At 43.7% G+C, this 19,979-nt stretch carries 16 protein-coding genes; 9 read left to right on the top strand and 7 right to left on the bottom strand.

Annotated features, from left to right (window positions below; all coding sequences use genetic code 11):
• Positions 1-219 precede the first annotated feature (219 nt).
• Complete coding sequence (locus Q0895_RS12320) at positions 220-1,848, top strand: YadA-like family protein (protein WP_299189373.1); 1,629 nt, start codon at positions 220-222, stop codon at positions 1,846-1,848.
• A gap of 226 nt (positions 1,849-2,074) precedes the next feature.
• Here the strand turns inward: Q0895_RS12320 and Q0895_RS12315 are convergent, their stop codons facing one another.
• Both Q0895_RS12315 and Q0895_RS12310 read right to left on the bottom strand, forming a co-directional pair.
• The gene (locus Q0895_RS12315; RefSeq protein WP_299189371.1) at positions 2,075-3,022 is read right to left on the bottom strand and encodes an AEC family transporter; all 948 of its coding nucleotides are present in this window, start codon (positions 3,020-3,022) and stop codon (positions 2,075-2,077) included.
• 102 nt (positions 3,023-3,124) lie between these two features.
• The gene (locus Q0895_RS12310; protein WP_299189368.1) at positions 3,125-3,943 is read right to left on the bottom strand and encodes a crotonase/enoyl-CoA hydratase family protein; all 819 of its coding nucleotides are present in this window, start codon (positions 3,941-3,943) and stop codon (positions 3,125-3,127) included.
• A 164-nt stretch (positions 3,944-4,107) separates the two neighbouring features.
• On the opposite strand from Q0895_RS12310, the gene Q0895_RS12305 reads away from it, so the two are divergent.
• Complete coding sequence (locus Q0895_RS12305; RefSeq protein WP_299189365.1) at positions 4,108-4,764, top strand: LysE family transporter; 657 nt, start codon at positions 4,108-4,110, stop codon at positions 4,762-4,764.
• 65 nt (positions 4,765-4,829) lie between these two features.
• Positions 4,830-5,852 carry a 23S rRNA (adenine(1618)-N(6))-methyltransferase RlmF gene (gene rlmF / locus Q0895_RS12300; protein ID WP_299189363.1) on the top strand — a complete coding sequence of 341 codons (1,023 nt, stop codon included), beginning with the start codon at positions 4,830-4,832 and terminating at the stop codon, positions 5,850-5,852.
• 100 nt (positions 5,853-5,952) lie between these two features.
• Here rlmF and Q0895_RS12295 read toward each other — a convergent pair whose 3' ends face one another.
• The 5 genes from Q0895_RS12295 to dnaA form a co-directional block, all read right to left on the bottom strand.
• A complete protein-coding gene (locus Q0895_RS12295) occupies positions 5,953-6,582 on the bottom strand; it encodes a manganese efflux pump MntP family protein (RefSeq protein ID WP_299189361.1) in 630 nt (209 codons plus the stop codon).
• Between the two features lie 152 nt (positions 6,583-6,734).
• Entirely contained in the window at positions 6,735-9,314 is a 2,580-nt protein-coding gene (gene gyrB / locus Q0895_RS12290) for a DNA topoisomerase (ATP-hydrolyzing) subunit B (RefSeq protein ID WP_299189384.1), read from the bottom strand.
• Between the two features lie 527 nt (positions 9,315-9,841).
• The gene (gene recF / locus Q0895_RS12285) at positions 9,842-11,053 is read right to left on the bottom strand and encodes a DNA replication and repair protein RecF (RefSeq protein WP_299189359.1); all 1,212 of its coding nucleotides are present in this window, start codon (positions 11,051-11,053) and stop codon (positions 9,842-9,844) included.
• A gap of 197 nt (positions 11,054-11,250) precedes the next feature.
• Positions 11,251-12,426, bottom strand: coding sequence for a DNA polymerase III subunit beta (gene dnaN / locus Q0895_RS12280; protein ID WP_299189356.1), 1,176 nt, complete (start codon positions 12,424-12,426; stop codon positions 11,251-11,253).
• A gap of 316 nt (positions 12,427-12,742) precedes the next feature.
• The gene (gene dnaA / locus Q0895_RS12275) at positions 12,743-14,188 is read right to left on the bottom strand and encodes a chromosomal replication initiator protein DnaA (RefSeq protein ID WP_299189354.1); all 1,446 of its coding nucleotides are present in this window, start codon (positions 14,186-14,188) and stop codon (positions 12,743-12,745) included.
• A gap of 583 nt (positions 14,189-14,771) precedes the next feature.
• Here dnaA and rpmH point away from each other — a divergent pair.
• The 6 genes from rpmH (at position 14,772) to nrdR (ending at position 19,963) form a co-directional block, all read left to right on the top strand.
• The gene (rpmH, locus tag Q0895_RS12270; RefSeq protein WP_007394757.1) at positions 14,772-14,906 is read left to right on the top strand and encodes a 50S ribosomal protein L34; all 135 of its coding nucleotides are present in this window, start codon (positions 14,772-14,774) and stop codon (positions 14,904-14,906) included.
• Between the two features lie 186 nt (positions 14,907-15,092).
• Positions 15,093-15,470, top strand: coding sequence for a ribonuclease P protein component (gene rnpA, locus Q0895_RS12265; RefSeq protein ID WP_299189351.1), 378 nt, complete (start codon positions 15,093-15,095; stop codon positions 15,468-15,470).
• Complete coding sequence (yidD, locus tag Q0895_RS12260) at positions 15,467-15,841, top strand: membrane protein insertion efficiency factor YidD (protein ID WP_299189349.1); 375 nt, start codon at positions 15,467-15,469, stop codon at positions 15,839-15,841. The genes rnpA and yidD overlap by 4 nt, the downstream gene beginning before the upstream one ends.
• Before the next feature lie 209 nt (positions 15,842-16,050).
• Positions 16,051-17,730, top strand: a complete 1,680-nt coding sequence (yidC, locus tag Q0895_RS12255) for a membrane protein insertase YidC (protein ID WP_299189347.1) — start codon at positions 16,051-16,053, stop codon at positions 17,728-17,730.
• Positions 17,731-17,927: 197 nt separating this feature from the next.
• Positions 17,928-19,391 carry a tRNA uridine-5-carboxymethylaminomethyl(34) synthesis GTPase MnmE gene (gene mnmE / locus Q0895_RS12250; RefSeq protein ID WP_299189345.1) on the top strand — a complete coding sequence of 488 codons (1,464 nt, stop codon included), beginning with the start codon at positions 17,928-17,930 and terminating at the stop codon, positions 19,389-19,391.
• A gap of 113 nt (positions 19,392-19,504) precedes the next feature.
• Positions 19,505-19,963, top strand: coding sequence for a transcriptional regulator NrdR (gene nrdR / locus Q0895_RS12245; protein WP_058369796.1), 459 nt, complete (start codon positions 19,505-19,507; stop codon positions 19,961-19,963).
• Positions 19,964-19,979 lie beyond the last annotated feature (16 nt).

Below are 19,979 nucleotides of genomic sequence, written 5' to 3'. Positions count from 1 at the left end.
TGTACTTTTTTACTTAGTTTACAACGGGTTATCTTCATAAAAGTAGTCTAGCATAGTGCTTATCTACTACAGCCCCTATATTTATATGGAAAAATATGAATATATTATTCTTATCTTTATTATCGGAGTGATTCAGTACCGCGAGCAGTACAACTTTTGTTACTACCTAACCAAACCACCTAATAAGCCAAGATGGCTTTTTTAAAAGGATATAGCATTATGAAAACGGATTTTCTACCATGCTCAGCACTTAAAATCAGCACCCTCACCCTAGCTATTGCCGCGGCAACACTGATATCAGTTTCTGCCTCAGCTGATGCAACTGCAGATTGTAATCAAAATGCTGGTGACCCAACTGCTCTAGAGTGCGGTGTTAATGCTACTGCAACGGGCGTAGATGCTCTCGCTGTCGGTACAGACTCGACTGCAACTGGCAATTCCACTACTGCTGTGGGCGGTGAATCAGCTGCTACCGGTCCTGGTGCAACTGCCGTCGGTTGGCAGGCTATCACTCAAGGAAATCGCTCAACAGCGCTAGGACACCAGACCTCCGCAATCGGTGTTCAATCAGTCGCTGTCGGTGAAGATGCAACTGCTACAGGTAATGGTGCAATCGCTATTGGCGGTAACAACGACGTAAATGATGACGGAACCTTGGACGAAGACGGTGTCGGCTCAAATGCCAATGGTAATGACGCTGTAGCAATTGGTGCTGGCGCCAGTGCTCAGGGTAACTCAACCACAGCAGTTGGTGGCGAATCAGTGGCTACCGGTCCTGGTGCAACTGCTATTGGTTGGCAGTCGGGAGCAAACGCTGAGCGCGCTCAAGCATTCGGTCATTTGGCTCAGGCAAACGGCGTACGCTCTACGGCAGTTGGTGAAGCGGCAACCGCTGGTGGTGATAACGATACGGTCGCCGTCGGTAACCAAGCCAACGCAGGTAATAACTCCGCTACTGCTGTCGGTGGTCAAGCAAACTCAGCAGGATTAGGTTCTACCTCAGTAGGTTGGCAATCTGAAGCGACTGGTGAACGTGCCCAAGCATTCGGTCATTTAGCATCTGCGACTGGTCTACGTTCAACTGCGGTTGGTGAAGCGGCTAGCGCTGAGTCAGACAACGCTATCGCTATCGGTAATAACTCAGTAGCTTCAGGTCTTGACGGGGTTGCAATTGGCGGAGACAGAAGTGGTGTACGTCAGACGACTGCTTCTGGCACATCTTCAACTGCCCTCGGTGCTCAAGCTCAGGCAACTCAAGCAGGTGCTACCGCGGTAGGTTGGCAGTCAACTGCAAGCGCTGAACGCGCTCAAGCATTTGGTCACTTAGCTTCAGCAACGGGTGTTCGCTCTACAGCAGTTGGTGAAGCGGCAACCGCAGGCGGCTTAAACAGTATCGCTATCGGTAACCAAGCCTCCGCGGTAAACGACAATCAGATCACGCTGGGCGGCGCAGGTCAGCTGCAAGCAAGTACAGCCTCACAAACAGGCAATACCAACATCGTCACCACCGATGCCAACGGCACTTTAGGCACTAGTAGTGTCAGCGTAGATTCACTAGCAACGTCTAGACAACTTAACGATTTGCGCAGCGAGTACAATCGTCATGAAGATCGCTTAGATGAAGCGGAAGACGGTATCGCTATGGCACTGTCGTTTGAGACGCCAGTCATTCCTTCGGATAAGCGCTACGCGATGACAATTGGCACGGGTTATTATAGCGGTGGCTCAGCACTAAGTACGTCTTTTGCAGGCAGACTCAATGACAGCACGACCATCTCAGCTGGTGCTGGTGTTGGTCTTGATACAGGCAAAGTCGGTGCACGTGGCGGGGTCACTTTTGCTTGGTAGGATATGATTAACCTTAATTAAATTAACTAAAATTAAGAAAGCCTCGCGATTGCGAGGTTTTTGTATAGCTAAAAAGGCTCAATTAGTACCCAATTTCATTTAGGATTGGCTCTATACCTTATAGCTTTAAACTTTTTAAATAATACTTAGTTACTGCTGTAAGTATAAAGATTCAACACCTTAAATTCAGTTTCCTTCTCTCATTACCGCTATCAAGTCCTAGACTCTAAAACCCAACCGTCATCTTCCAATAAATAAGCACCGCGCTCATACTAAAGAACGAGCCAATCGTAGAGACGATGACGATAGCCGACATGCGATTGACCAAGCCATAATATTGCCCGATGATAGCAATGGTAGAGAACACTGGCGCTGAGGCGAACAGCATAGCCACATATTTATCTTCTAGCGTCCCGCCCGGGATTAGGGTTATGGCGAGTAGTATCATAAGCGGATGTACTATGAGCTTACCCAAGCCGACAGTGGTGATTTTGAGTAGATCGCCCTTTAGCTCCAGTCCGTACAGGCTCATACCGATGACGAACAGGGCCACGGGTGCTGCCGCGCCAGTAAGCATCTGCGCGGTGCCAGCGATCATTTGCGGTATAGGAATACTAAAGATAGAGAAAATCACACTGACCACGATGGCGATGATAAGCGGATTACGGGTGAAGTTTTTGCCAATATCAAATAGGATACTGGTCAAAGACTTACCTGAAGCGGGGTTCATATCGGCCATGATAAACAGCATCGGCAGGATTATCAGGTTTTCGATGAGGACGCCCATAGACAAGTAGCTGGCAGCTTTGTCAGATCCGACCACCATGACGACGACTGCATAGCCGATAAAGGCGCTGTTAGAGAACGATAGCGCCGTAGAGTTGAGCGCCGCAGAGACATTATCTTGTCGCCAGATCATTTTGGTCAGCACGATACCGATCACAAAAGCCATGACCGAGCCCAAAGCGTAGGTAAATAGATAATACGGCCGTATAACTTGTTGAAAAGGCATGTCTGCGATGGCATTAAACATCAGTGCAGGTAGCGCGACATTCATTACCAGACTACCCATGCCCTTAGCATGCTTAGGATTAACGACCTTGAGGCGGACACTCAAGTAGCCAAGAGCAATGAGAATAAAAATAGGGGCAGTAATGTTAATGATGTCTAACATAGTAATGATTGCCCCTTATAGGCATTGATACAGGTAAGCATTGATATTGATATAGTCGATTATTTTTAGGATGAAAATAAACTTAAACTCTAACCTTTTTCTTTAGCGCCCTTTAAACTCAGCATCCCTTCTCTCGACCATCGCCATTGCACCCTCGCGAGCATCTTCTGAATGGAACAAATCCGGCAGATAACTATGAATATTGGCTAGTGCCGCAGCGGCGCCACTTCGACTGGCATCTTGCGCTGAGGACAACAGACCTTGTACACCAAGTGGTGCGGCTTTGCATATCTCTTGGGCGATAGTGAACGCCCGCTGGTATTCTTCACCATTTGTCACCACTTCGCTAACTAAATTTAGTCTATCGGCAGTTTGCGCGTCAAAGTTTTTACCCGTCAGTAGATACGGCATAGCCTTCTGCCAGCCTGCCGCTGCGACAAATCTTACGGTTGCCCCGCCAAACGGCATGATACCGCGCTGCACTTCCATTTGTGCAAAGTTGCAGTTATCACTTGCGATAACCACATCACTGTTTAGCATTAGCTCAATGCCAGCGGTAAAGCAAGTACCTTGTACTGCGACGACGACGGGCTTGCTGCGCAGTTTACCACCGATACCCCACGGGTCGATCTCATCGTCATTAAACTCAAACGCGCCTTTGTCCCATTTATCTTGCAATTCCATCAAATCAAGGCCTGCGGTAAAGTGCTCACCATGCGCGAATATCAACGCACAGCGTAGATTATCGTCATTTTCGTAATGAGTGAGCGCTTGGGAGAGCTGTTTGATCATATGACTGTCAAAGGCATTGCGCTTATCCGCACGATTGAGTCCGATAAGACAGATAGTGTCGTCGATTTTGTAAGTAATGCGATTGCTTGTGTGGTGATTGTTTGTACGGTGATTATGTTCCGTCGTCATAGTCTTATCCTTTTTTATTAATCCGGCACGTGTGCTTTTAATATAGACATCTCTGCACTCTTACACAAGTGACAACGCGTAGCGTCCTACGTATTGATAATGGTTGACCTGATTTACGATTAATGCAACCATTATCCAAACTAGGACGTTAATCAGAGCATTTTATGGAATTTTGGCATGGATTTTTGCTTATCACTAGCGTACATCTGCTGGCAGCCGCCTCACCAGGGCCTGACTTTGTCTTAGTTTCACGTGAAACCTTAACCAAAGGACGGCGTACTGGACTGTTTTGCAGTTTAGGCATTACAATCGGTCTTGCGGTGCACATCATCTATTCGGTGCTAGGACTGGCGGCAGTGATAGCGCACTCGCAGCCGTTATTGACCGCTATCAAATGGTTGGGCGGTGGTTATCTGATTTATCTTGGTTGGCAAGGAATTGGCGCTAAACCCAAACAACAAGTAGAAACGACCACTTTTACTAATAATGATAATAGCAATAGCAATGTTACAGATAAAACTGAATCTAGCTTTGCTACTCTGCGCCGTGGCTTTTTTTGTAATGTGTTTAACCCCAAAGCGCCGGTGTATTTCGTCGCAATATTTACCTTGGTATTGTCGCCTGATATCCCGCTATGGCAACTATCGATTTATGGCGTTTGGATGATGGTGCTGCAGATGGCGTGGTTTAGCACCGTAGTGATGCTACTCTCTATTCCTGCAATTCTGCAACGTTTTGGGCGTATTGAGCATTGGATAGATCGTATCTTAGGTAGCGCGATGATCGTCTTAGGACTTAACCTGATTTTCCGCAGCCGATAAACCATTCGTCACCCGCGAAATCTGCTAAACTGATCGGTTATACTCAAACATCAAAGCCCCATACTATGACCAGTACCCGTCCAAACCCTAAACACCGAAACCGCTCACCTGAGACTACCAAAAAACTGGGTAAGCTGCATCCGCGCAACCCGCACCAAGGTCGCTACGACTTTGCGCTATTGACCCGCGCCTTACCTGAGCTTGCCGAGCATACCATTACCAATCCCAAGGGCGAGCCGACGATTAATTTCTCGGACCATCAAGCGGTACGAGTGCTCAATCAAGCGCTATTAGCCCATTATTATGGCGTGAAGTTTTGGGACATTCCGGAGGGTTATTTATGTCCACCTATTCCTGGGCGCGCCGATTATATTCACTATATCGCAGACCTACTAGCGCAAACCAGTCATATCAATGCAGATAATACGCCGCCAATAGGTAAAGAGGTTCATGCGCTCGATATCGGCACCGGGGCCAGCGCCATCTACCCTATCATCGGCAGTCAAAGCTATGGCTGGCGCTTTACCGCAAGCGATATTGACCCAGTTTCTGTCAACACCGCCAGCGTGATTTGTCAGGCGAACCCAAAGCTAAAAGGCGCGATCAAGGTCAAACTACAACCCGAGCCTAAGTATATTTTTAAAAACATTATTGGTCGTCGAGACTACTTTGATGTGGTGGTTTGTAACCCACCGTTTCATGCTTCAATGGACGAGGCTATGCAAGCCAATAGCCGCAAGCAGCACAACCTACAAAGACACCGCGGCAAAAACGAAAGCGCGCAAATCAGTCGTCACTCTACAAAGTCAGGCAATGCAGCGCAAAACCTCAACTTCGGCGGTCAGCATAAAGAGTTATGGTCTGAAGGCGGTGAGATTGCTTTTTTGAGTAATATGATTAAAGAGAGCCAAAACTACGCTGCACATGTGGGCTGGTTTACCAGCTTGGTTTCAAAGTCCGAAAACGTAAAGCCACTGCAGATGCTATTGAAACAATTAAATGTCGCGCAAATGCGCATTATTGAGATGAGTCAGGGTCAAAAAAACACCCGTGTCTTAGCATGGCGTTTTGATACTGACGAAGCGTAATTATTGCTAAAGCGTACCTTTAGCGTTTCACGTGAAACAATGAAAGCCGCTATAATTCTTTATAGCGGCTTTTTATTTGAGCATCAAATAACATACTTATTTAGCTAAAAAACATGACTTTGAGCCCAATCAAAAACAATACGATGCCGCCGAGCGCTTCTGCTTTATCTTCAAGATACGTACCTGATTTTTTGCCCAAGTAGATGCCAATAGCGCTAAAAACAGCTGTGACAATCGCGATGATCACACAAGCAAGCCATGCATTAAGAGCGAGTAAGTTTAAGGTAAAACCAGCGGCCATCGCATCGATACTGGTGGCAATGGCGAGGGTAAACATAGTGCGGTGATTGATTTTTTTATGGCCATTATTACTCATCGCTATAGTAGCATCGTCAGTATTCATCTCGTTAACTTCGATGTTGAGTGTACCATCTACCTCCTCTTCTTCATCGGCAATAAACACCTCATAAAGCATCTTGCCGCCCAGCCCGATAAGAATAAAGCCACCGATCCAAGGAGCAGTAGCGGCAAGCCAGCCTAACAACGAGGCACCCAGCAAATAACCAATAAGCGGCATCACTCCCTGCGCCACGCCAAAATATAAGGCAGCGTAGACAGCCAATCGCCTTATATATCGGTAGCTTTGTTTTTGCGATTTAGCACCCAGTCCTATAGAGACCGCGAACGCATCCATCGCCAACGCAATAGCCAGTAGTACCACTTCAATCATTTTATTATCCAGTTACCTGTTAGCTCAAAATATAGCAAAGCATTAAAAAACGTTAGATAAAGTTTCACGTGAAACAAGCTTATTATTAAAAAAATACCGCCTTGGAAACCAAAACGGTATTTTATAGTTAACGTAAAAGCTAAACCTCAACTTTAGATATCAAGGTTAGAGACCGTTAATGCGTTTTCTTCGATAAACACACGGCGCGGCTCGACATGATCGCCCATCAAGCAGGTAAACATGTGATCCGCTGCGATGGCATCTTCGATAGTGACGCGTAGCATACGGCGGTTTTCAGGATCCATCGTCGTATCCCACAACTGGTCGGCGTTCATCTCGCCCAGTCCTTTATAGCGCTGAATTGCCAAACCACGGCGAGCATCTAGCATCATCTGTTGCCAGAGATAGTCAAAGTCGCGCACTGGAATATCTTTAGCTGTACCCGAGCTTGCTTCGCGGCGGATAAAGGCATCGTCTTCAAGCAACGTATTCCACTCGCTTGATAAGCGGAGCAGCTTGCTATACTCGCTCGAATTGATAAAGCTAGCATCAAGCAAGTAATGATGCGCCAGCTGATGCACATACACCGTAATACGTGGTAACCACTGTGCTTTGGTAGATAAGGCATCGCTATCAGCCGCCTCACTCTCATCAGCAGTCAATGCGGGGGTCATACCCAGCAGATCAGCTGCAGCAGCGTCCGTATTTTCTGGCTGCGGCTCATGGATATTGACCAGCTCAATCTCAGGGCTTAACTCACTACCGAACTGCTCAAGCTGTACCTGCATGGCATCTTTCCATGCCTGCATAGCTGACTTATCATACGTCATATCCGTGCTTAGCTTGGGCGTGTGTGTCAAAGCATCCAAAATCACTGCAGGGAAGCGTATCTGCAAACGTGCTTTGATCAGCTGCGTTTGGTTATAGTCATTTAGCAATGTCTCAAGCGCTTGACCAGTAATCGCAGGCGCATCGGCACTGATATGCAGCTTGGTGTTATCGATCGTCGATGACAATAGATAAGCTTTGAGCGCTTCATCGTCTTTTAGATACAGCTCTTGGCGACCTTTTTTGACTTTATACAGTGGTGGCTGCGCGATATAAATATAACCACGTTCGATCAGCTCCGGCGTTTGACGGAAAAAGAACGTCAGCAGTAGGGTGCGTATGTGTGAGCCATCGACGTCGGCATCGGTCATGATGATGATTTTATGATAGCGCACCTTGTCAGGATTGTATTCATCAGGGCCAATTCCGCAGCCAAGCGCGGTAATTAGGTTGCCTACTTCTGCAGACGATAGCATTTTATCAAAACGCGCACGCTCGACGTTTAGAATCTTACCTTTTAGTGGCAAAATCGCTTGCGTTTTACGGCTACGCCCTTGTTTTGCTGAGCCGCCAGCAGAGTCACCCTCCACGATGTATAGTTCTGATAAGGATGGATCTTTTTCTTGGCAATCAGCCAATTTACCCGGCAAACCTGCGATATCCAAAGTAGTCTTGCGTCGCGTCATCTCACGCGCTTTACGGGCCGCGTCACGAGCTCTTGCCGCATCAATAATCTTACTGGCAATACCTTTAGCAGCACTCGGATTTTCAAGCAAATAATCATTAAACTTATCATGCATTGCTGACTCAACAGCAGACTTGACTTCGCTTGATACCAGCTTATCTTTGGTCTGACTAGAGAACTTTGGATCAGGTACTTTCACTGAGACAATCGCACTCAAGCCTTCTCGGGCATCATCACCGCTGACCGCGACTTTTTCTTTTTTAAACAGGTTTTCGCGATCCATATAGCTGTTTAGACCGCGAGTGAGCGCTGAGCGAAACCCTGATAAGTGCGTACCGCCGTCGCGCTGCGGGATGTTATTGGTGAAACAAAGCACCTTTTCGTTATAGGTATCCGTCCATTGCAAAGCAACTTCGACCGCGATGCCATCATCTTGCTCACTGGTAAAATGAAAAACATCGTTGATGCCCTCTTTACCCGCATTGATATAGCTGACAAACTCAGACAAGCCGCCTTTGTGCTCAAACTCATGACGATTATCAATACGCTCGTCAGTTAAGACAATGCGCACCCCTGAGTTCAAAAATGACAGCTCGCGCAGACGCTTGGCTAAGACATCGTACTCAAAGATAGTACCGGTAAATACATCACTGCTAGGATAAAAACGGATTTGCGTACCCGTTTTATCGGTGGCTTCTAGTTGCTCGATATCGGCATCAGGCACACCATCGGTATATGTCTGATGGTAATGATAGCCTTCACGCCAGATATTCATCTCAAGCTTTTTCGATAACGCATTTACAACTGAGACACCAACGCCATGTAGGCCGCCTGAGACTTTATAACTGTTGTCATCGAACTTACCACCAGCGTGCAATACAGTCATAATGACCTGCGCAGCAGATACCCCTTCCTCTGGATGAATATCAACAGGGACACCGCGGCCATTGTCCATGACACTAACCGACTCATCTTCATGGATAATAATATCGATCTGATCACAATGCCCAGCCAGCGCCTCATCGATAGAGTTATCCACTACCTCAAAGACCATATGATGCAAACCTGTGCCATCATCAGTATCACCGATATACATACCGGGACGCACGCGTACTGCTTCTAAGCCGCGCAATACACGAATATCTTTGGAGCTGTATTCAGATGGAAGTCCTTCAGAAATAGTCGCTGAAGCAGTAGTCTCAACGATAGTATCTGACATCATATTGTCTGATGTCAGTTGCTCGTAATCGGTAGGTAATGAATCACTCATGTGCATTCCTTAATCTAGCCATAATCAGCCATATATCATCAGCTCACCTCTTTGGTAAGACTGTACAATATTATCTTAGTGTTAACGTGTTACTGTGAGAACCGTGGATATGTACCACTAGCTAAAGCCACATAAAACATGATATTGACTATAAGCTGATACTTTATGTCTACCTCTAGTTTTTACTTTGCATCAAAACCATTGGTAACCAAATAAAAGCTCAAACTTATCAACTACTTAAATGCTTATATATAATAATAAACACTTAAATAAAGTCATAAGATAACTTGCTGAGAATAGGGCAAAAATAAAGCCTCATTTTAGCATTTTTTTAGCTGTAAGTCACTGTTTACTGGCTGTTTTGTGCCTTTTAAACGGGTATCTAAGAACAGTGGACAATGTACAAAAAATAGATGGCGAACGGTCACAAATGTGAAAATAGCGAGGTGGTAAAGAGACACAAAATATAGATTTTATTAGATAAGTTGTATTTGACCTTGTTTCACATGAAACATATTAGGTTTTGACCACAACTCTTGAACTAATGGCACAATATCATCCGTTAAGCTGGTCATAAATACCTGACAAGGCAATTGCGCTAAAGTAGACAATAAAATCTTTATTGCCCTATCATCTAACTCAGCAGTAATATCGTCAAGTAAGACCACGGGAGTGGCATTTAACGTCTTTTCACTAGCGGCTGTCTCTGCGTTTGAGGTAGTATTAAGGAGCAAGGGTAATTGCGATAAACGCAGCGCTGTAATTAAGAGTTTTTTCTCACCGCGAGACAATACATTAGCTGCTTGTTCTTTTAAAATCGGTAACTTATAGTTGGTCTCATTTTCTGATATGTCACCTACCTTTTTATCGGTATTTTTAGACCCTGTAGAATCACTAGAGCGCCAATGTACATGAATATCTGCACGGTGATTGCCGATACGAGTATATCCTAACTGTAGATCCTGCTCTAGACGCTCATTAAGCTGCATCTCTAATGCCACATCGGTGTCATAACCAGCATTGTAGCTTAGACTTAGTTGCTCAGCATAGGCAGGTAGTAGTTGCGCGATAGTTTTGGCAAAGTAAGGCTGCCATTCGGTAAATACTTGTTCACGGTAATGATGAATGAGCGCTGCATGGTTGCCAAGTCCTTTGTCCCATGATTTTAACTCAGCGAGCTGAACATGTGACAGATGGGTTGTCTGTTTTAGCAAACTATTGCGCTGTTTTAATAGTCTTTGATAAGCAACCCACTGCGGATGAAAGCCCTGTTTCATGTGAAACACTAACCAGTCTAGTAATTGCCGACGACTGGCACTACCCTGCTCTAACATATCCATACTCGAGGGATCGATTAGGAGTGTCGGTAACTGCTCAGTGAGGATACTTTGATTATAAACAGTGGTTTGATTAAGCCGCAGTAGTGTTGTGGCATCGGCTTTCTTTTGGATAGCTAAGGTGCTGCCATCATTAAGCTTGGCATGTACAGTCGCTGTACTTTGATGATGCTGGATATAGCGCTTAGGCTGGTGATGACGAAAGCTTTTGCCTCTTGATAACAAGAATATCGCTTCAAGTAACGAGGTTTTGCCACTACCATTTGCGCCGATAATGACATTACAGGCAGCAGAAGAAAAATCGACTTGAGCTAAGTTACGCAGATACGAGACTTGTAGACGTTCAATCATAATAGCGACAGCCGCCTATTAAAGCTGCTTATAAAAGCAGATAGAAGTTTGTAAAAGTAAAACTTTAAGAGTCAATATAAGTCAAAAGTTTAGAGTTTACTAAGGCATGTTTTTGATCCATATTGTCAAAAAACAGCCTTAGTAACACCGTCAAAAACCACGTGCACGTCGTTTTCAATATTGGCAAACCACGAACACTATATGCGCATTGGCATAATTACATATTGATGGAAGTCATCATTCAGCTGATTGACCAGTACAGAAGCGTTTGATTGGCTCATATGCATTTGCAAATCACCTTGGATAACACCTAATACATCTTGTAGATAAGCGGCGTTAAATGACAACTCCATAGGCTCACCTTGATACTTAGCTTGTATCATCTCAACAGCTTCATCTTGCTCAGCGTTGTTGGCGCGGACTTCTACCATACCGTCACTGGCAAAGTTGAACACCACACCGCGAGATTTTTCATTACTTAAGATTGCAACACGGCGCAGTACTTCAGTCATTTTTTCTTGATTAAACAAGGCCAGTTTGTCAGTGTTACTTGGCATAACGCGGCGATAGTCAGGAAACTTACCATCAATCAAACGCGCGGTAAAAGTCACCATCAAATCTTGACTGACCTGCCCTGTACTATCCACCTCACCAAAAGGCAAACTGACTTGCAAAAATTCACGACCAAAACTTAAGGTCACCGGATTGTCTTTATCACCCAGCATTTTACCAAGCTCAGAAGCCAAGCGCTCAAGCTCAATGACCGCTTTACGCGGCAAAATGGCTTGCATATTTAAGTCGCTACTCACATCAATCACACTACGAGCTAAAGCCAATCTATGCCCATCTGTCGCAACCGTCGTCAACTGCTGCTGTGAAACATCAAATAACATGCCAGTTAGATAATAGCGTACGTCTTGGATTGCCATCGCAAACTGAGTCTTATGGATCAAATCAGTCAGACGGCTGCGACTGATCGTTAACGGTGTGATGTTCTCTGGATTACCTAGGCTGGGATAATCTTCACTAGGCAGGGTCCCTAAAGTAAAACGACTCTTGCCACTAGTCAGTAAGCAGCGCTCATTTTCTTGGGTAGTAAGGTTCACTTGGGCTTGAGTAGGCAAAGACTTGCAGATCTCTTTTAATTTGGTTGCAGGTAAGGTCGTTGATCCTGCTTCAATACAAGCACCAGTAGGCAATCTCAATGTCGATGTCAGCTCTACTTCTAAATCGGACGCGGTCAAAACAAGCTCAGACTCAGACAACTGCAGTTTTATATTACCTAAGATCACCATGTTATGACGCTTGTCAGCAGCCTTGGCGATTAAATTAATAGCTTTTAGTAACGACTCTCGATTAATCGATAATTGCATGCTTAGTTACTCTTATTTAAGTTACTATAGTCGATTCTAAATAAAACAGATACATTATATGTCAACGCGTAACTGGTATAAGTTTTTTGGCATGATGTGCCTGCGCAGACAAAGGCTGCATAAAATTCATCCCAGTCTCACTGTATCGTTTTTATACTGAACTCACTATATTTAAATGACTCTATTTTTATAAAATTCAAACGATGGCTTAATGATACATTGTCTACTGTCTATAATCCATCAACTATCTGTGCGCGTATACGCTCAATATTATAAACCATATCATCCCACTAAAATATAGCGTCCCGAGGCTGGTTTATGCCGCCTGTAACATTAGTGCAAGCGTTTTATAGTCCTTATCAAAAGCAGGATCAGCCGCTCGCAATTGATTGACCTTATCACAAGCATGCATGACTGTTGTATGGTCACGTCCGCCAAACGACTGTCCAATCTCAGGAAAGCTATCACCCGTCAGCTCACGAGCTAGCGCCATAGCTATTTGACGTGGCCTTGCGATACTACGCGTACGTTTGCGTCCCATGATATCTTTCACTGTTACGTCATAATACTCCGCGACAACTTTACGAATATTGTCCATATTGACAGATTGCACTCGCATTGCAACGATATCTTTTAGTGCATATTGCACCATCTCAAGAGTAATCGGTGCACCGGTTAGGTTGGCATTAGCGAACACTTGATTTAATGCTCCTTCTAGGCGCCTAACATTAGAAACCACATTTTGAGCGATAAACAATGCACACTCTTTAGGCAGCGTCATTCCATAAGATGCTGCTTTTTTTTGTAAAATTTGCATACGAGTATCAATCTCGGGCGGATCAACAGCCACAGTTAATCCCCAAGAAAAACGTGATCTAAAACGTTCATCAAATTCTGTCATTTGTGATGGATGCCGATCAGAAGCCAAAATCAACTGTTTATCACCACTGGTAAAATCAGCAAATAACGTTAAAAACTCATTACTACTTTTTGTTTTTCCAGCCAATACATGAATATCATCTACAATTAATAAATCAACCTTTTTTATTTTCTTTTTAAAATCTTCTATTTTACTATTTCTTAATGAATAAACTAATTGATTAATAAATTTTTCAGAAGTGAAATAATAAAAACTTCGATTATTTTTTAAATAGCGATGAGCAACAGAATGCATTAAATGAGTTTTTCCTAATCCCGAAGGGCCATAAATAAATAAGGGGTTATGACGATTTTTCGATTGACGTTTGCTAAGCTCATAACATGCTTTGTAGGCTAAATTATTAGATTTACCAGTCACAAAAGTCTCAAAGGTAAAATCTGGGTTAAGGTAACTTAGCGACTTGGCGTCAGCAGAATGAACCAATTCAGTATGACGCATATTGGCGTCAATATCTGCTTTAGCAATACGATGATGTGTGGTTTCAGAATCATAACTTGGTAGGGTAGGGGAGGGACTGTCTGCTACCAACAAGGAGTCTGCTTGCGCTTGATTACTCTCAGCCGACTCACGACCAGCATTATCCACACGTACAATAACTTCTTCGATACTACCTTGGCTATGTTTGGCCACTAGCTGCTGAATATCGTGCAAATGGTTTTTTTTGATGTATGTGACAAAATAATCATTCGGCGCGAGAATAATAAGGGTTTGTGCTTCTTGATGCGCTGATAATGGTCTCAACCACATAGTAAAAACGTTATCTTTGACATGATAACGTAAGTCGTTTAGACACTTATCCCAAATAGCTGCTGTATCTATCATGAAAAGTAAAAGCCCCATATTCTAAATATAACAAGTATTCTGCAACATATTGACTTGTTGATAATAAAAACAACCTGTAGTTATTGCCTAAAAATTGATGATAAAAAATCACTCATCGAACTGGGGCATAATCTAACATAAATAGCCTGTGGATAACATCATGTTTTTTGTGGATAAGACTGTGGATAGTATTGGGGATAAGTTTATAATTGAAGTTATCCATAATTCACCCACAGGTTATCCACAGGCTTACCCATAAGCTACTGCCTTGATAAAAAACAACAAATACTAGTTAACCACAGAAAATTGTGGTCCCAATAACAACAATACTAATATATATTAATAGTTAATTATTATAGAGTTCGCCAAAAACTGTGGATAACTCAAGAGATAATCAATCTTTTCTAGACAACTAAAGCTAGATTTAACAGTGCTAACATATAAAATTAACTGAAAAAACAGCTACTACAGCATGATCACAAATAACTTTGAGAAGCTAAATTAGTTCATTGACCAAAATAATTGAGAATGGTATAATCCTCCGCTATTACGAATTTAGTCCCATTATTTTGATAGGTGAGTTATGAAACGTACATTCCAACCAAGCGTGATCAAACGTAAACGTACTCACGGTTTCCGTGCACGTATGGCAACTAAAAAAGGCCGTCAGGTCTTAGCCCGTCGCCGCGCTAAAGGACGTCATCGTCTTACTGTATAGTCAGTAGATAGCGATAAGCATGGCTAATTGTGCTTGTTGTGTTTCTATTAATTATAGATTGCGATAGTCAATCATCACAACTGACACTTAGCCATATATTAAAAGCGCCCATATCGGCGCTTTTTTTGTCTCTATACTTTGTTGTTATTTCTGTTAACGTTATTAGCTCTTATACTGGGTTGTACTATGTCCAATACTGTTTCAACGACACCTAACGCTTGCTTCACTAAAGACCAGCGTCTCCTTGCGCCTGCAGCCTTTCGTGAGGTGTTTGATGCACCAGAGCGTAAGCTTCATCAAAGCCATCTGATGGCGTTTGTACGTACTAATACACATGGACGTGCACGCGTAGGTATGGCGATTACCAAGCGCAAAGTACCCACTGCAGTGATGCGCAATCTAATCAAACGTCACATTCGTGAGCAATTTCGATTAAAATCTTCAAAATTAGAGGATAAGGACATTGTATTTATTGTTAAAAAATCTATTAAAGGTCTAGATAATAAAGATTTGAAAATAGAAATAAATAATATTTTTAAAAAAATAGAAAAAAAAATAAAATGAATTTTTTATTAAAAAAAATAAGTAATGTTTTTTATAATTTTATTTATTACTTTATTATATTTTACCAGAAAATAATAAGTCCTATATTGCCAGCGCGTTGTCGTTATTATCCAACATGCTCAAATTATGGCAAACATGCTTTAGCATGGCATGGGGTTCGATCAGGTAGTTGGTTACTATTTAAAAGACTCAGTCGCTGTCATCCATTAGGAGGGCATGGTATTGATTTTGTGCCGCTACCTTTAGCTTCTTATCACTATCAATATGTGTCTCCTATCACCTTAGCTACTATTAGATCTCAAGGTACTTATGTTTATAAAGATAGTAAGAGTTACGTTTCTCGTTTAAACCATATGATGAAGTTGATGTAGTTTTTATTGCTAAGCTGGATAACTTGTGGATATCTATTTAGTTACCCACAAGTTATCCACACTCTTGGTATCATTTAGAATGGTTTTTTAGTAAAATGATGAACATTTTATGTGATTGACTGCTGCTTAAGGTATGAGTTAATACTATGTAGCGGTCATGACACATGCCTGATTTTTCATTCCCTAATTTTTTAATCTAGGAAAGGTTTATGCAAAAGATATTTCGGGTGATGATCATCATTGCGATGTTAATCACCGCTTATCTGCTGATTTTGGCATGGCGAGATGATTATGCCGATGCGCCAGCTGTAGACACTGCGCCAGAAACGGCAACTTCAGTAGGTGCGGATATTCCATCTACGAGTGGGGCAGCAGGTGACATACCAGTACAGACATTACCTGTTGGTGCTGATGCTGCGACTACGGCACCTGCCAAAAATGCAGGATTAATCACAGTTACGACTGATCGCTATGACATCAAAATCAATCCAGAAGGTGGCGATATTGTCTATGCTGCTTTAAAGCAGTATGATGCCACGCTTGATAGTGATGAGCCTTTTGTATTATTAGAGAATAACGGCAATCGTGTGTATGTCGCGCAGTCTGGTCTGATTGGTCAAGATGGTATTGATACAGCTGAAGGACGTGCAACTTACAGCCACGCTGCCAATAATTATGTGATGGAAGCAGGGCAACAAACCTTGTCAGTACCGCTTACGTATAAAAAAGATGGCGTGACAATCACTAAGACCTTTACTTTCACGCAAGACAAATATCCGATCGATATCAGCTACCAGATTCAAAACGCTTCTACTAATGCATGGCAAGGGCAAATGTTTGCGCAGCTAAAGCGTGATGACAGTAAAGATCCTGGTATGTCAGATAAGGGTGCGCTAAGTATGGCAACTTATCTAGGCGGAGCTTGGGGCACACCGGATGACCCTTATAACAAACTAAAATTCAAAAACTTCAGCGATGAGTTGTCAGTAACGAGTGATGATGGCTGGGTCGCTATCGTACAGCATTACTTTGTCTCTGCGTGGACGCCTGAAAACTTCACTGGTAAGTTCTTTAGCCGTGAAAGTGGCAACGATTACTTTATCGGTTTTAACAGTCAGCCGGTTAATGTAGGACCAAACAAGCAAGCTACATTAAATGCAACCCTTTATGCAGGACCAAAAGTCCAATCTGAGCTAAAAGAAGTTGCCGTAGGTCTCAATCAAACTGTCGACTATGGTCTGTTATGGCCAATATCGAAGATATTATTTGCAATTCTTGACGGTATTCACAAAATTATTGGCAACTGGGGTTGGTCAATTATTGTCCTAACTATTTTGGTTAAGTTTGCTCTGATGTGGTTCTCAAATAAGAGCTACTACTCAATGGCGAAGATGCGAGCTATTGCACCAAGACTTGCGACGCTTAAAGAAGAACATGGCGACGATCGCATGAAGATGTCGCAAGAAATGATGGCGATCTATAAAGAAGAAAAAGTCAATCCAATGGCAGGTTGTTTGCCGATCCTTATGCAAATGCCGATTTTCTTAGCTTTATATTGGGTGTTGGTCGAAAGCGTTGAGTTACGTCATGCGCCATGGATCTTGTGGATTCAAGATCTTTCAGCGATGGATCCTTGGTTTATCTTACCGCTGCTAATGGGTGCTTCTATGTTTATACAGCAGCAGCTAAATCCACAACCAGCTGACCCAATGCAAGCGAAGGTAATGAAATTCTTACCAATTATTTTTACGGCTTTCATGTTGTTCTTCCCAGCAGGTCTAGTATTATATTGGACAGTGAATAACTTATTTAGTATGACGCATCAATATATTGTGAATAAAAAAGTAGAAGAAGAACAAAAACACCGTACTGTTAGAGTGCTAGATTAACACTAGTGATCTTTTGAACAAAAAACCATCGCCTAAGCGGTGGTTTTTTTATAGGTAATACTCTCATATTATCTATCTTGAATGGTCAAAACCATGCTGACAGTGAGTCATATAAGATGAAAACTATGCCTTACATCAAGGTATAAAGTTTGCTTTGTCAGTCTGTGTCTAGGCGTCTATAATGGAGCTTTTATTCAATGAGAATGATTGTGGATTCTTTAGAGCTGGCGCAAGCCGTACCTGCTACATCTAATACGTCTAATTCATTAGGATTGGCTACGATTGCCGCCATTGCGACACCACTTGGGCGCGGCGGCGTCGGCGTGATACGGCTATCAGGTGCGCGTGCCTACGATATTGCTTGTCAGCTAACGGGCAAGACAGCGTTTACTCCGCGCATGGCCAGTTTTTGCCGGTTTTATCAAGCAGATGGTACTATCATTGATGAAGGCTTGGTGCTGTACTTTAAAGGCCCGCAATCGTTTACAGGCGAAGATGTGATTGAGCTGCAAGGGCATGGCGGCATGATTTTACAAAACCAGCTGCTCGCTCGCGTGTTTGAGCTGGGTGCCAAGCAAGCGAGTGCAGGCGAGTTCTCCTACCGTGCTTTTGATAATGATAAATTAGATCTGGTGCAAGCAGAAGCAATCGCCGATGCCATTGATGCCACAAGCGCGGCAGCGGCCAGTAGTGCTATTCGCTCCCTAAGCGGGGAGTTTTCGCAAAAGATCAATCAGCTATTAGAGCAGCTTATTCATCTGCGCTTACACGTTGAGGCTGCCATCGATTTCCCTGATGAAGAGGATGTTGATTTTTTATCAGATGGCGTAATTCAAGACAAGCTTGAGCAAACCCAAAATAAAATACAGCAAGTGCTGACAACGGCAAAACAAGGTCAGCTGTTACGCGATGGGATTCATGTGGTGTTGGCAGGGCGGCCTAATGCGGGCAAATCAAGCTTGCTTAATCGTCTGGCCGGACAAGAGCGCGCTATCGTGACCAATGTGGCAGGCACTACGCGAGATACGCTACAAGAGACCGTCGTACTCAATGGCCTGACATTGCATCTCACCGATACTGCTGGGCTACGCGATACCGAAGATACCGTGGAGCGCATCGGAATTGAGCGTGCACGTACTGCTATCATGCAAGCTGATATGCTGCTGATGGTCTACGATGTTACCCGTGATCTTGAAGAAGACACCACACCGCTACAGCTTGCTGAGCAGCTATTTGGCGAATTGCCAGAGGCTAAACGCTTATTAATTATTGCCAATAAAAGCGACTTATTAAACGATGATGGCGATGAGAAAATAACTTCTGTATCACAAGTCGAAATAAAAGATCGAGGTTACGAACAAGTCCACGTTTCATGTGAAACAGGCGCTGGTATCGAAACATTGATCGAAACATTATGTGCTAAAGTTGGTTTTCATCCACCAGAGAATAGCCTCATCGCCCGTACGCGTCATATAGATGCGCTTAGACGGACAGCTGGATACTTAACAGAAGCACATGAGCAGCTAACGGTCTTTCAGGCAGGTGAGCTGGTGGCTGAGAGCCTGCGTCAAGCGCAATTAAGCCTAGGTGAGATTACCGGTGAGTTTAGTGCTGATGACTTGCTAGGTAAGATATTTGGCAGTTTTTGTATTGGCAAATAATGCTACTGATGGGCTGTTTAAGGTCACGTGTCAACTTCTAAAAGTACGTCAGCTATCAAACTTAGTCTTATAAATGACGCCATTTATTCTTAATAGCAAAATAAGGAAACGCTATGCATTGCCCGTATTGTAATGCGTCAGATACCAAGGTGATTGACTCACGTCTGGCAGCAGAAGGCGCACAAGTGCGTCGCCGCCGCTCGTGCAATAGCTGCCAAGAGCGATTTACCACCTTTGAGATGGTCGAGGTAGTGATGCCGCGTATCATCAAATCGAGTGGCAAGATTGAGCCTTATGATAATGAAAAGCTGCGCCGCTCTATTTTGTTGCCGCTACAAAAGCGCCCCATCACCATTGACGAGCAAGAGGCGATGATCAGCCGAATCGAAAAGCGCGTCAGACAGATGGGAGAGCGCGAGATTAGCAGTAAGGTGCTGGGCGAGATCATCATGAGTGAGCTTAAAACGTTAGACGATGTCGCTTATGTACGCTTTGCCAGTGTGTATCGCGATTTTCAGGATATCGATGCGTTTCATCAAGAGATTGCTAACATCCGCCCCAATGAAAAATAGTTTTATCGCCACATAT

This window comes from uncultured Psychrobacter sp. (assembly GCF_947495825.1).
Classification (GTDB): domain Bacteria; phylum Pseudomonadota; class Gammaproteobacteria; order Pseudomonadales; family Moraxellaceae; genus Psychrobacter.
Note: the sequence above shows the minus strand (reverse complement) of the source record. Positions and strands in the feature narration are given on the sequence as shown.

Coding starts and splice junctions, on each gene's coding strand:
- Q0895_RS12320 (WP_299189373.1), top strand. CDS start 220: ATGAAAACGGATTTTCTACCATGCTCAGCACTTAAAATCAGCACCCTC.
- Q0895_RS12315 (WP_299189371.1), bottom strand. CDS start 3,022: ATGTTAGACATCATTAACATTACTGCCCCTATTTTTATTCTCATTGCT.
- Q0895_RS12310 (WP_299189368.1), bottom strand. CDS start 3,943: ATGACGACGGAACATAATCACCGTACAAACAATCACCACACAAGCAAT.
- Q0895_RS12305 (WP_299189365.1), top strand. CDS start 4,108: ATGGAATTTTGGCATGGATTTTTGCTTATCACTAGCGTACATCTGCTG.
- rlmF (WP_299189363.1), top strand. CDS start 4,830: ATGACCAGTACCCGTCCAAACCCTAAACACCGAAACCGCTCACCTGAG.
- Q0895_RS12295 (WP_299189361.1), bottom strand. CDS start 6,582: ATGATTGAAGTGGTACTACTGGCTATTGCGTTGGCGATGGATGCGTTC.
- gyrB (WP_299189384.1), bottom strand. CDS start 9,314: ATGTCAGATACTATCGTTGAGACTACTGCTTCAGCGACTATTTCTGAA.
- recF (WP_299189359.1), bottom strand. CDS start 11,053: ATGATTGAACGTCTACAAGTCTCGTATCTGCGTAACTTAGCTCAAGTC.
- dnaN (WP_299189356.1), bottom strand. CDS start 12,426: ATGCAATTATCGATTAATCGAGAGTCGTTACTAAAAGCTATTAATTTA.
- dnaA (WP_299189354.1), bottom strand. CDS start 14,188: ATGATAGATACAGCAGCTATTTGGGATAAGTGTCTAAACGACTTACGT.
- rpmH (WP_007394757.1), top strand. CDS start 14,772: ATGAAACGTACATTCCAACCAAGCGTGATCAAACGTAAACGTACTCAC.
- rnpA (WP_299189351.1), top strand. CDS start 15,093: ATGTCCAATACTGTTTCAACGACACCTAACGCTTGCTTCACTAAAGAC.
- yidD (WP_299189349.1), top strand. CDS start 15,467: ATGAATTTTTTATTAAAAAAAATAAGTAATGTTTTTTATAATTTTATT.
- yidC (WP_299189347.1), top strand. CDS start 16,051: ATGCAAAAGATATTTCGGGTGATGATCATCATTGCGATGTTAATCACC.
- mnmE (WP_299189345.1), top strand. CDS start 17,928: ATGAGAATGATTGTGGATTCTTTAGAGCTGGCGCAAGCCGTACCTGCT.
- nrdR (WP_058369796.1), top strand. CDS start 19,505: ATGCATTGCCCGTATTGTAATGCGTCAGATACCAAGGTGATTGACTCA.